Below are 12,931 nucleotides of genomic sequence, written 5' to 3'. Positions count from 1 at the left end.
TTTCGATGTATATCAATTATGACTTGATATATGAACTTTTAAATCCGCCCCGAGTATTAAAGGGAGCTATACCAATAGGTTAAAAAAATTCTCAACCCCCACTTTAGTACTAGACTGACAAATAGCACTAATAGAGATAACAAACTGTTATTAAAGGCAAAAAAATTATTGAGTTACTTAAAGGGGATATTACGAAAGAATGAGGAAGAAACTATAGACGGCAAGAAGCATCAAACTCTATTGCATTCAAATAAGTCAACTTAGCAGTAAGTACATAACCCATATAAGCAGAGTTGCGCACGTACTTTGCCAGAACTTAATTGGGTTTCTTTGAATAAAAGGAATGAAGGTTTTAGAGTCGGTTTGACTGGGCGTAGTTAAGGCGTGAATGAACTCATTGGTGTCAACAAAACGTAATGATGGCTCAACTGATAAAGCCTTTTCTAATGCTTTATCCATCCACTCTGGCACCATAGGGTTGGTTTTATACACAGGCACATAGCATAATTTAACAAAATCATTTCGACTATGACACTTGGCTAATTGACCTTTAAAAGGTGGTTCACCCGCCAGCATTTCATAAGCTATGACTGCAAATGAAAATAAGTCTGCCCTACCATCTGATTGATAACCTAAGATCACTTCAGGCGAGGTATAGTCTGCGGTGCCAAGAATTTGATCGCGTTTAAGTGGTGTATTAATTTCAGCTATACCTTTTATATGGCAGGCGCCAAAATCAATAATTTTAACCACACCTTCACGAGTGATAAAGATATTGTCAGGTTTCAAATCTTGATGAAGGGTTTCTTTACGGTGAAAGGCACGAATACCAGTTTCAATTTGTTTTAATAACTGCAGCACATCTTCAACTGGGCCACGTTGATGCTGCACCATCCAATCGGCGAGGCTTAACCCTTGTAAATATTCAGTAAGATAATATAACGCTGACTTATTCAGGTGATGATCGACGACTTTCACCACATGCTGACTACTTATTCTGTGACCAATCCAACTTTCAAGCATAAAACGCTCAATATAAGCAGCATCATCAATATAATTAACCGATGGGGTTTTCATGCAGCGTTCTTCGCCCAGCTTATTTTGTACAATATACACCTGGCTTCGCTGACTTTGATGAAGCACCTTAGTGACTTCATAATCATCGAGCTTCATGCCAACCTCCATGGGTGGCGGAAATGGACGACTAGACAGTTTTTGGTATACATCATCGATAGCTTGGGTGGGCAATTGTTTTATGCTGATAAGTTGTGCACTTAAATTATCGCCACTGTCCAACTCATAAGCTTTATCGACTAGGTTTTGACAAAAGGTTTCACAGGCATCATCTGTTAATAAAGGGCTTCTCTGTTGAAATTTTACTAAACTTTTCAATAATTCATGATCGGTCACCACATCATGAATTCCATCCGTGGTTAGCAAATATATGTCATCAAGTTCAATATTAAATTGTTTGTAATCCACCTCTAAATTGACATCCATCCCTAACGCACGGGTTAAGTAACTGGTAAATTCATTAACAGAAGTACTATGATCACGGCTAAGTTTAACAAGTTGACCTTGGCGAAAACGATAAATTCTTGAATCACCAGCATGTAACATGTGCGCCGAGCAAGATTTAAATACTAATGCGCTGAAGGTACAAACGTAACCTTTACGCGCATCACGATAGTCTTGACCTAACCCATAAAGCCAGCGATTTAATGCTGTTAAAACACGGGTGCTGGAAGTCAATACGCTCCAAGACTCAGGTGTTGAATAGTAATCAGCGATAAAGTTAGACACACTAATAGCGGATGCCTTAGCACCACCTTCAGCCGCACTTACTCCATCGCTGATGACACTCACAATTCCTTTTGTCGTTAAGGTCAATCCCGTAGGTATTTTAATCCCAATTGCATCTTCGTTTTCTGGTTTACGGCCTTTGCTCGACACTTGTCCAGCAAACACTGCTAATGCGCCAGAGATGGGTAATTGTTCTTGTTTTTCTGGGCTAGATTGAATCGACTTAGATGTGATTTTAGAGCGGCTAGTCTCATGTTTTGTCATAGCATCAGTTTCAGACTCTACATTTTGTTTAAGATTCAATTGCATCTCAATCCTTTAAAAGTCTAACACCGTAAAGTGGATACAATACGGTGTTAGCTGTTGATATAAAAGCTTAAACACTAGGGCCGGTTCAATGCTTTATGATGATTAACCTAGCGCTTTAGTTAACACTGATTAATGTCACCTCACCTTTTTCATTAACTTCTGTCATATGACCTTTAGGTTCTGCCATAAAGAATAAAGTGATAAACCCAAGTACGGCACTCACAGCAATCACATAGAAAAAGGTTGATGTGGGCACCATCGAATAAACGGTCAGAAAGAATACTGCACCGACATTACCATATGCGCCTGTCATACCCGCAATCTGGCCAGTTAAACGACGCTTAATCAAAGGAACTGCAGCAAATACCGCACCTTCGCCACCTTGTACAAAGAAAGAACAAGCCATAACTACCACAATTGCAACTGGTAATGACCAAGTGCCATCAATTTGCCCGACGGCAAAATAACCCACCGCTAAACCCGCAGTTAAAATTAATAAGGTATTCTTTCGGCCAAACTTATCACTTAACCAACCACCGCCAGGACGAGACATTAAGTTCATAAAGGCATAGCTTGAAGCGACCATACCTGCTTGTGCCATACCCAAACCAAATGTTTCCGCAAAAAATAACGGCAACATAGACACCACTGCCAATTCAGAGCCAAATGTGGTGAAGTACAACACATTTAACACCGCTACTTGCTTAAATGGATAACGCTCAAATTCAGGCACTTCTTTAACAAAAATATCCTTGTTAACCTGATAAGTCTGATACAAATCGACAAAGAATACTCCTACCAACGCAGCATAAATAATGTTAGTGGTTTGCTCATCTAGCATACTGACGCCAGCAGGAGAAAGCTTCCAAGCAAGTAACGCAAGGGTTGCATACATAGGGATTTTCATGAAGATCAGTAAAGCAAAATCACCTTTACTGGTGACTTCCAAGCCACCCGCTTTTTTAGGCTTAAAATAAGTCGAACCTTTGGGTGTATCGGTGACATTAAAATAATAAACAAAAGCAAACACTAAACTCATCAAGCCTGTTAGGCCAATGGCATAGCGCCAACCATCTTCACCACCAAAAAATATGGCGATAGCAGGTAAAGTAAATGCCGCTGCTGCACTACCAAAATTACCCCAACCACCGTAAATTCCTTCAGCAGTGCCAAGCTCTTTCGCTGGGAACCATTCACTAACGATACGGATCCCAATCACAAAACCCGCGCCAATAAAACCAATTAAAAAACGCGCTAAAGCTAACTGCTCAAAGGTATCTGCTACAGCAAACATAAAACACGGTATCGAACACACACCCATTAACACTGAATAAGTGAGCCTAGGGCCATATTTATCCGTCACCATACCAATGATAATTCGAGCTGGAATCGTTAACGCCACGTTTAAAATGAGCAGGGTCTTTATTTGTGATGTAGTCAGACCTAAGGTATCTGCAATCACACTGAGTAAAGGTGCAGCATTAAACCAAACCACAAAAGTGATAAAAAAAGCCATCCAGCTTAAATGCAGCGTTTTCATCTTGCCCGAAAACGAAAATAAGTTAAATTTTTCAGCACTCATATAAAGGCCCCTTATGACTTAGCCAAGATCAGAACTTGGCCAGCTTCTTTTTTAATTTCATAGGGAGAAGCCACTAACGCTTCATCTTCGATACAAATACCCGTTTCAAGGCTGTAATGTTGTTTATAAAGCGGTGATGCGACACATAACACCCCTTCCATATCACAAATTAATCCTCTCGCTAATAAGCTCACGCCAGTAGCAGGGTCAACATTATCAATGGCATATAAACCATGTTGACCTAAATCAAATATTGCGACGGCTTTTCCTGCAACCCAAGCTGCAACACCGGTTCCTTGAGGCAAAGTAGACTCATTACACACGTTTACCCAACTCATACTAATTCCTCCGCTACCGCTTGCTTGTTTTGTTCAGTGGTGATGTCTTTAATCGCAATATTTCCGGCACCTGAAGATTCAGGGCTTAACGGGAAACGTTGATCACGAACTCGTTCATATAAGTGTGTTTCACCATCAGGTTTAGCATCAGGGTTTACGAACTCATTAAAGCGAGATAAAAACTCTGGTTTTTCAAGACTGGTCTTCCATTCACACTGGTAGGTATCAGCAACATTATTCATTTGTGCATCAAGTTCTGCAGCAATGCCTAGGCTATCTTCAATTACGACTGACTGCAGGTATTCAAGACCACCTTCTAACGACTCCATCCAAACAGACGTACGTTGAAGCTTGTCTGCCGTTTTAATATAGAACATTAAAACGCGATCAATGTATTTAACTAAGGTTTCGGTATCTAAATCTGTAGCAAATAAATCACCATGGCGTGGGCGCATTCCGCCGTTACCCGCTACATACAAGTTCCAGCCTTTGTCTGTTGCAATCACACCGATATCTTTACTCTGCGCTTCGGCACATTCACGAGTACAACCCGAAACAGCAAACTTAATCTTATGAGGACTACGCAGGCCTTTATAACGATTCTCTAAATCAATCGCAGTACCAACTGAATCTTGAACACCATAGCGACACCATGTGCTTCCCACACAAGATTTAACCGTTCGCAGTGATTTACCGTAGGCATGACCTGTCTCAAATCCTGCATCAATGAGTTTATGCCAAATAATCGGCAAGTCTGACAATTTTGCGCCAAACATATCAATACGTTGACCGCCAGTAATCTTAGTATATAAGTCAAATTCTTTTGCAACAGCGCCAATAGCAATTAAGCCATCTGGCGTGATTTCACCGCCCGCGACACGTGGCACAACGGAGTAAGTACCGTCTTTTTGTAAGTTACCTAAATAGGCATCATTAGTGTCTTGAAGCTGCACATGACTGCTTTCTTGGTTTAATACATATTTATTTTGTAATGAAGCAAAGATTGAAGCGGCAGCAGGCTTACAAAGGTCGCAACCAAAAGTAGTTCGCTGACCTGTTGGGGATTTTTTACCGTGCTTGGTAATTAAGGTGTCAAAGTCAGTAATTTTCTCTACCTGACATAAATGATAAAGCGACTGTCTATCATGCTCAAAATGTTCACAAATACCGGTGTTACATTCCACGCCTTCAGCAATCAATGCTTGATCCATCACTTGTTTTACTAGCGCTGAACAACCACCACAACCTGATGCTGCACGTGTACAAGACTTAATTTCTGCAATGGTGTGATTGCCTTCTTTCACTGAATTAACAATGTCAGCTTTAGTCACTTGATGACAAGAACAGATGATTGATGTGTCTTTTAATTCAACCGCAGATTCATCACCTGTCATCAGTAATTCAACCGCATTACCTTCAATTTCATCTTGTGAAAGGTAACAATCTAATAGACGGTTATAATCGCTGTTGTCACCAACAAGCACAGCACCTTTTAAATACTTGCCAGTTTCGTCTAGCCACAGCTTTTTATAAATCCCAGACTGGTTATCTGACAGCTCAACAAACTGCGCATTTTCAAAGCCGCGACTTTCACCAATTGCAGCAACATCCACACCCAGTAATTTAAGCTTGGTGCTCATGTCTGCGCCAGTAAATGTCGTCGTTGAATCTACCTCATTAGCACTGGCTGCGATATGTGACACTGCAACACGCGCCATTTGATAACCTGGTGCAACTAGGCCAAAAATTCGATTCTGCCATAATGCACATTCGCCAATGGCGTATACGTCTGGTGCAGAAGTTAAGCAGTTATCATCAATGGTAATACCGCCGCGCTCGCCCATGGCTAAACCACTTGAACGCGCTAATGCATCCTGGGGGCGAATACCAGCTGAAAACACAATCATGTCGGTTTCAAGGAAAGTGTCATCATTAAATGTCATACGGTGCATGGCTGACTCGCCATCAACAATCGCCGTCGTCGCTTTTGAAGTATGAACAGAAACACCCAGCTCATTAATTTTGCTTTTCAGTAAATCGCCAGCTTTGTCATTTAACTGTACAGGCATTAATTGCGGTGCAAACTCAACAACATGAGTGGTCACACCCAATGCCATAAGGGCATTTGCGGCTTCTAACCCTAATAAGCCACCACCTACAACCACACCCACTTTAGACTGGCTGGCTGCGGCTTCAATATCTTGTAAATCTTCAATGGTACGATAAACCACACAGCGTTCACGATCATTACCGTTAATCGGCGGTACAAAAGGATATGAACCCGTTGCCAACACTAAGCTGTCATAAGTGCTTGTTACGCCATCTTCAGTAGTAAGGGTTTTATTTGCTGTATCAAGTGCTGTAATACGGGTTTCGAGGTGTAATTTTACGCCCCAATCTTGATAATCTTGCGCACTTGTCAACATCAGCTCATCAGCGCTGCCGGTTTCAAAATACTTAGATAACTGCACACGGTCATATGCTGGACGTGGCTCTTCACCAAAAACTTCAATATCAAATTGATTTTGTAAGCCTTGAGTGCATAACTGCTCAATAAAATGGTGCCCGACCATGCCATTTCCGATCACAACAAGTTTTGGTTTTACACTTGTCAGTTTCGTTGAATTCGACGTTCCTGTTGAATCAGCCATCGTAGGCTCCTTTTTTATTTTGAATTGAAAACAAAAAGGCGCCACTCTCTGAATAAACAGAGATGGCGCCTTTGCCTAAGATTCAAATTTTAAATTTTAAAAATATAAACTAAATAACATGCATGATGATAACGAATTCAAGTTCGAGTTATTCAGACGCCATTGCCTGCGGTAACACTCATCATGATTAAATTAATGATTACGCTTAACACTTTATGCTTTACCTAACTAATGCATTGACTATTGCATTGACTATGCCAATCAATAAATTAACTTAAGCTTCTGATTTTATGTGAAATATTAAAGCTTCCTGTTAACAACTTTACGCTTCTTTGTTCACCGCAGGAGCATTTGCACCAAATTGATGCATTTTCTTTGCCTCAAGTTGTTGCGCTGCAATAATGACTTGTTGTGCCATGTCAGCCAAACTGATGCTTTTACTCATTGCCTGTTGCTGAATTAATTCATGTGCTTGAGACTCAGAAAGTCCTTGTGTTTGTAAAAGTGACTTTGCTTTAGATAATTGCTTTAATCCAGTGCATTGCGCGTCAAGCAGTTTGACTTTCTCCAGCATATTAGAGGCACTGTTAAAACGAATTTTAGCGAGGCCAACTAAAGAGTTTAATCGCTTTGGGGTCATTTTTTCTGGCACAAAAGTGACTCGACCACATTTCAGTAAATTCTCTAGATGCGTTTCATCCCAAGAGTATGCATTGACAATGATCGGCAACGCAGTACTTGCCAGTAATCGTTCAATAAATACTTGCTGTAATGGTTGTAATGCCTCAGTGAAAAAAACCAAACATAAACCATTACCTTTCAAGGCTTGGCGCTCTAATTGACTCAATGATGTCATCTCGATACAAGGCTCTTCACTGCTCAGTTCAGACATGCAATCAAAAAACAAATCTTCATTTTTAAACGAAGGATCACGATAAACTAAATTAACCATGGGCTAGCTCCTAACTTTCTGGTTAAACAACAAATTTGATAACGTTAAGTTCAGTTGCTTCATGTTCTTTGTTCACAAAAATTTGCATTAGCATTGAACGAGAACATAAACATTTCATCAGGCTGACTGAATGTATTTTTCAAAGAGTTACTATTGTTACGAAGCAGCCAATCTTTGTTCGCTCTTTTTATCGATTTATCAATAGTTAATGAAGGCGACAATAAGACATAAACCAATGCCATAGTTGCAGTTATACTGCTGATTGCTTGCTGTAACTGTAAGTCAGTCAAATCAGTTTCTTCAATGTCAGAACCGCGCCATAGTTGTGCAAGTAAGTAAGCAGGTAAATCAGACTGACCGACTTTTGCACCAACAAAAGCTTCGAGTTGAGTGGGTAATTCAAACTGAGTGCTTTGAGGTAAAAATGTTGAACCTTTAGCACTAAAACGAAGCATGCTCACTTGAGTCGCTACTCGAGGATTTATTTCGGTTTCACCCTGCAAGCCTTTAAAAATAGCAATGTTCGGTGGTTTACCTACTGCGCTAGGCAAGTGATTTTCAGCCAATAATGATGCTACTTGTTGGTGCTGTTTATCTAAACCTGGATGAAAATAACTGCGTAAACTGAACGGCGAATTGGTTGGGTTGATGCAGCGCACTGACATCTGGATCAAGCTGCGTAAACCTAATTCTTGATGCAAACGGCGACAATCATTTAATACCGGAACAATATCTGCGGAGTTAACGTATATGATCCCTGAACTAGCAAGATTGACTTTCGCTTGTTCGGCGGTAAAACAACGCGGGATATCTAATGCAGAAATAAACCCTTCAACATGTCGTCGGTGAGGCAATGATTGACTATCACCGTGTAAAATAATGGTTTGACCATTTTTGGCTAAGGTTTTAGCCGCTAACAATAACCAAGGTAATTGCTCTCTCTTACCTGCATAAACGGGCCAGTCAATATCGGCCTTAATCGATTGCCATTCTGCGGGAACTAACTTTTTAAGTCCGCAAGTGACACCCGCTAATTCTTCGATTGATTCACCACGAACCCGCATTAACATCATCGCTGCAGCCATTTGACTGCTTGAAACATCGCCTTTTGCAAATGCGGTTATCAGATGAGAAGCTTCAGCAAAATTTAAGCTGCGACTACCTTTGATGCCTTTACCCAATGTTTTAACTAATTTACGATGGTCAAAATCTTCAGATTCGAGCATTGCCTGTGTGTGTTGTTCAACCATTAACAACCTCTGCCATGTCATATCGGCCAAATGCATCTGCACTGCGATCAATATTATTAAGTAATTCAGTCAGCTCTTGCCCTACTGCAACCACTTCACCAATAATAATTAACGTCGGGCCACTGTCTTTAATTAAACTGGCTTTGTCAGCCATATTGCTAACGGTTGCAAACGTGACTAACTGATTAGGTCTGCCACCATTGGTAACAAATGCAACGGGTAATTCAGCTGGTGCATCGACGGCCATTAAGCCTTGCGAAATTGCAGTAGCTTGCTCTTTTCCCATATAAAATACGAGGGTCGATTCCGCAGCAAGTAATGCTTTCCATTGTGTGGGGGCTTGATGATTGCCTTCACTGATAAAGCGAGTTCCTGTCACCAAAGTAACCGAGCGTGCAGTACCTCGATAGGTTAATGGTATGCCAGTTGTTGATGCGCAACCTAAAGCCGCTGTCACCCCTGGAGTGAATCGACTGACAATGCTTTTTTTAGCAAGATATAACGACTCTTCAGCGCCGCGGCCAAAAATGTGTGGGTCGCCACCTTTTAAACGCACAACTTTTAATCCTTGCAACGCAAGTTTTGCAAGTAAGGCATTAATATCATCCTGCTTGTAGCTAGGTTGACCACAACGCTTTCCAACAAAGTGACGTTGACAATCTGGTGACACTAAAGAAAGGATATCGCTACTGACTAAGCTGTCATAAACCAAAGCTTCAGCTTGCGATACAATACGCGCGGCTTTAATGGTCATGAGATCTAACTGACCACAGCCTGCGCCTACAATTTCGACTTCGCCAGCGTCTAAGGTGTTAGCACTCGATTCGTTAACAGAAGTGATAGCCTGGTTAAAGTTCACTAACTGATTAAATGAATGGCTCATCACGCCACCTCCTCTTGTGTTGATTTACGTTGCTTTTGTTTGCCGTCAGTATCTTGATTGCTCAGCGCTGCAGTTTCTAAACCCATATCTTCAAGGCCAATCAACCAAATATCACTAGCACATTGCACAACTTCACTGTGGCAACTTCCGCACTGCTTACCGCAGCCAAGTGCAGATTGGGTCTCGTTAAGCACCGTATCAAAATCATCTTGGTTAATCGTTGCATTAGCTTCTGAGCTGCGTTTACTGAACACCATATTGTCGAGCTTTTGCAGCATTGCATCTTGAATCTTTGCTTCAGTTACACCTGTACAAGCGCAAATTAATGGGCTGTTACCTGCTTTAATTAACTGATGTAACTGCTGCATTAATCCTGTATCGACTTCTTTGCCAATTAACAAATGCATGGGTTCTAATGCCACCTCAACTTGGGTTTCACTTAATAATTTAAGCGATACCAGCAGGCCTTTATTGATATTGCATTGAACATGAATAAGTTGCTGGCTAATTAAGCTAACCGTCCACTTTAGTGAATACGCAGTTGATTGGAATGCAAAACCTTGTTCTGCATCAGCAAACGCAATGTGGTAACACTCCCCAGTTGAAAGGGTATGCTGAACATTCCAACATGCACCTTTAAACGCTGGGTCATGCTCACCAAAAATAACCCCCTGTAAAGCTGTTTCAACTTTTGATATGGAGACGGTTTGACATTTAAATGCGGGTTGCTTTGAAACAGGATCGTAAGCACTGGATAATGCTTGATTCACGCCTAGGCCAATTGAAAACTGTGAAGACCAATGCATTGGCATAAAGGCGATTTCAGGTGCTTGGTTATCATCAGCTACTACCCTTGCTGAAGCATGTTTATTGCTGTCATTAAAACTGATTAAGTCACCTTCAGATAAGTTAAGCTCTTGAAGTTTAACTGGATGTATTGCAATAAACGGCTCAGGAATGCTGGCGCGTAAACTGGCTATATGCCCCGTACGAGTCATGGTATGCCATTGGTCACGGCTACGACCACTATTCAGCTTAACCTGATGTTTACTGACTATTTCTGTAGATTGATTGTCATTGGTAGCGATAAATTGTGCTTTATTGCTGGCGGTTGAAAATGTCCCAGTTTGAAAGACCCTTTGATTGGATTGCCCAAGCTGTGATGGCGTTGATATAGGCCATTGGGTTGGCAATAATGCATCATACTGTGCATCGGTTAATTCGCTCATGCCTGTTAAATCAAATTGTTTTTCAGGAAAGCGAGCTTTGACTGTTTTTGATAATTGCGCAAATTCTTTAAATACAGCAGCACTATTGCTAAATTCAAATGCGCTTTCAAAACCCATTAATTTACCGACTTCAGCCAATGCCCACCAATCTGCTTTGGCTTCTCCTTTAGCTGGAATAAAGCCGCGCTGACGAGTAATCGTTCGTTCACTATTGGTGACTGTGCCACATTTTTCTGACCAACCTAACGCAGGAAGTAAAATATCAGCTTCCTTAGCCGTCGCTGCATCTTGCGTAATGTCAGACACCACCACAAAAGGACAAGTATCAAAAGCTTGTTTGATTTTTGCAGTATTAGGTAAAGATACTAATGGGTTTGTTCCCATAACCCATACCGCTTTAATTTTACCCTCTGCCATCGCATCAAAAAGCTCAACCGCGGTTAAGCCCTTTTCTGTTGCAATCACACTTTTGGTATTATTTACCTGCCAAAAGTCTGCGAGTAATTCACGTTCTGGATCTGAAAAGCCCATATGACAAGCAAGTTGTGTGGCTAACCCGCCAACCTCACGTCCGCCCATTGCATTAGGTTGACCTGTGAGCGAAAAGAAACCACTGCCGGGCTGGCCAATATGACCCAATGCCAAATGACAGTTAATCATCGCATTGGTGGTATCTGTTCCTGAAAGTGTTTGGTTAACTCCCTGACAGCTCGCTGTCATCACTTTATCGTTGCCAATAAAGAGTTGGTAAAAATAAATAAGCTCACTACTTGTAAGGCCTAACTCTGTAGCAAGGCTGTCAATGTCATAACTGAGTTTGTCTTTTGACAAGTGCGCAAGAAGCTCATCAAACCCTTGTGTGTGGGCTTCGACATAATTTGAATCTGTCGCATCGTTATCCACGATAAATTGCAATAAACCATTGAACAATTTGTAGTCTACACCTGGCGTAATTTGGAGATGTAAATCAGCTTGGCTAGAGGTGGCTGTTTTCGCGGGATCGATAACCACAATTTTAGTGCCCCGTTGTTCGCGGGCTTTTATCATGCGTTGAAATAATACAGGATGAGTCCACGCACTATTAGCGCCAACTAACACAATCACATCGGCTAACTCAAAATCTTCATAACACCCTGGCACAACATCTTCGCCAAATGCACGCATGTGGCCACTCACTGCAGAAGACATACATAAACGGGAATTAGTATCCACGTTTGCAGTTCCAATAAATCCTTTAGCGAGTTTATTGGCAACATAATAATCTTCAGTGAGTAGTTGTCCTGACAGATAAAATGCAACCGAATCAGGTCCATGCTCAGCAATGGTTTGCGTAAATGTTTCAGCAATTGTGCTTAACGCTGAATCCCAGGAAGTCGGTTTACCCGATTTAAGTTTTGGGTAACGTAAGGTATTAGGTTGAACCAAGCTTTCAAGAAGGCGTTCGCCTTTAGCACAAAGCTGACCTTTATTGGCAGGGTGAGCTTGATCGCCAAATAGTTCATCAACAGATTTTTGCGCCTCAGCAGCAGGTAAACCCGTTTTATACGAGCCTGAATTTAAAGAAACAGTAACGCCACAGCCTACTCCACAATAAGCACAACTCGATTGGATATTAGACATGCAACTTCCCTTTACTGACAAAATTTTATGTCAATAACATCGCAAAAGTTGTGCCAATTACTAAGGTTATGATTTAACAGTGGTTTAACAAAAGGAAATCTAGGAAGTACCGAGAAGTGTGCAACTCAAGTGCATTATTTTGCACCAAACCTGCGCAAGCTATTGAAAACAAATGAATTTAAATACCTCTTTAGGGGTAGTTAAATTCATAGCATTAGTCATATCTAGAGCAAAAAACCTCATCACAATAACCAGCTTAAGATTAATAGGCATAAAAAAACGCCAACATCTGTGGCGTTTTTTACACTATCTCG

Annotated in this window: 8 protein-coding genes; all 8 read right to left on the bottom strand. The window is 41.2% G+C overall.

The genetic code is table 11. The features are described from left to right. Nucleotides 1–255 precede the first annotated feature (255 nt). Entirely contained in the window at nt 256–2,112 is a 1,857-nt protein-coding gene (locus BCU84_RS17070) for a bifunctional protein-serine/threonine kinase/phosphatase (RefSeq protein WP_241906471.1), read from the bottom strand. A 115-nt stretch (nt 2,113–2,227) separates the two neighbouring features. After that, entirely contained in the window at nt 2,228–3,694 is a 1,467-nt protein-coding gene (locus tag BCU84_RS17065; RefSeq protein WP_102529279.1) for a NarK family nitrate/nitrite MFS transporter, read from the bottom strand. An 11-nt stretch (nt 3,695–3,705) separates the two neighbouring features. After that, nucleotides 3,706–4,032: a nitrite reductase small subunit NirD gene (gene nirD / locus BCU84_RS17060; protein ID WP_102529278.1), complete on the bottom strand. Its 327-nt coding sequence runs from the start codon at nt 4,030–4,032 to the stop codon at nt 3,706–3,708. Next, the gene (gene nirB, locus BCU84_RS17055; protein WP_102529277.1) at nt 4,029–6,683 is read right to left on the bottom strand and encodes a nitrite reductase large subunit NirB; all 2,655 of its coding nucleotides are present in this window, start codon (nt 6,681–6,683) and stop codon (nt 4,029–4,031) included. The genes nirD and nirB overlap by 4 nt, the downstream gene beginning before the upstream one ends. Nucleotides 6,684–7,005: 322 nt before the next feature. Further along, complete coding sequence (locus BCU84_RS17050) at nt 7,006–7,635, bottom strand: ANTAR domain-containing protein (RefSeq protein WP_102529276.1); 630 nt, start codon at nt 7,633–7,635, stop codon at nt 7,006–7,008. A gap of 59 nt (nt 7,636–7,694) precedes the next feature. Then, nucleotides 7,695–8,885: a glycosyl transferase gene (locus tag BCU84_RS17045; protein WP_157936238.1), complete on the bottom strand. Its 1,191-nt coding sequence runs from the start codon at nt 8,883–8,885 to the stop codon at nt 7,695–7,697. Next, on the bottom strand, nt 8,878–9,768 hold the full coding sequence (gene cobA / locus BCU84_RS17040) for a uroporphyrinogen-III C-methyltransferase (RefSeq protein ID WP_102529274.1): 891 nt from the start codon (nt 9,766–9,768) through the stop codon (nt 8,878–8,880). The genes BCU84_RS17045 and cobA overlap by 8 nt, the downstream gene beginning before the upstream one ends. Further along, nucleotides 9,768–12,617 carry a nitrate reductase gene (locus BCU84_RS17035; protein WP_102529273.1) on the bottom strand — a complete coding sequence of 950 codons (2,850 nt, stop codon included), beginning with the start codon at nt 12,615–12,617 and terminating at the stop codon, nt 9,768–9,770. The genes cobA and BCU84_RS17035 overlap by 1 nt, the downstream gene beginning before the upstream one ends. Nucleotides 12,618–12,931 lie beyond the last annotated feature (314 nt).

This window comes from Shewanella sp. 10N.286.51.B7 (genome assembly GCF_002873615.1).
Classification (GTDB): domain Bacteria; phylum Pseudomonadota; class Gammaproteobacteria; order Enterobacterales; family Shewanellaceae; genus Shewanella; species Shewanella electrodiphila.
This window is presented reverse-complemented; position numbering and strand designations above follow the sequence as displayed.

Coding starts and splice junctions, on each gene's coding strand:
- BCU84_RS17070 (WP_241906471.1), bottom strand. CDS start 2,112: ATGCAATTGAATCTTAAACAAAATGTAGAGTCTGAAACTGATGCTATG.
- BCU84_RS17065 (WP_102529279.1), bottom strand. CDS start 3,694: ATGAGTGCTGAAAAATTTAACTTATTTTCGTTTTCGGGCAAGATGAAA.
- nirD (WP_102529278.1), bottom strand. CDS start 4,032: ATGAGTTGGGTAAACGTGTGTAATGAGTCTACTTTGCCTCAAGGAACC.
- nirB (WP_102529277.1), bottom strand. CDS start 6,683: ATGGCTGATTCAACAGGAACGTCGAATTCAACGAAACTGACAAGTGTA.
- BCU84_RS17050 (WP_102529276.1), bottom strand. CDS start 7,635: ATGGTTAATTTAGTTTATCGTGATCCTTCGTTTAAAAATGAAGATTTG.
- BCU84_RS17045 (WP_157936238.1), bottom strand. CDS start 8,885: ATGGTTGAACAACACACACAGGCAATGCTCGAATCTGAAGATTTTGAC.
- cobA (WP_102529274.1), bottom strand. CDS start 9,768: ATGAGCCATTCATTTAATCAGTTAGTGAACTTTAACCAGGCTATCACT.
- BCU84_RS17035 (WP_102529273.1), bottom strand. CDS start 12,617: ATGTCTAATATCCAATCGAGTTGTGCTTATTGTGGAGTAGGCTGTGGC.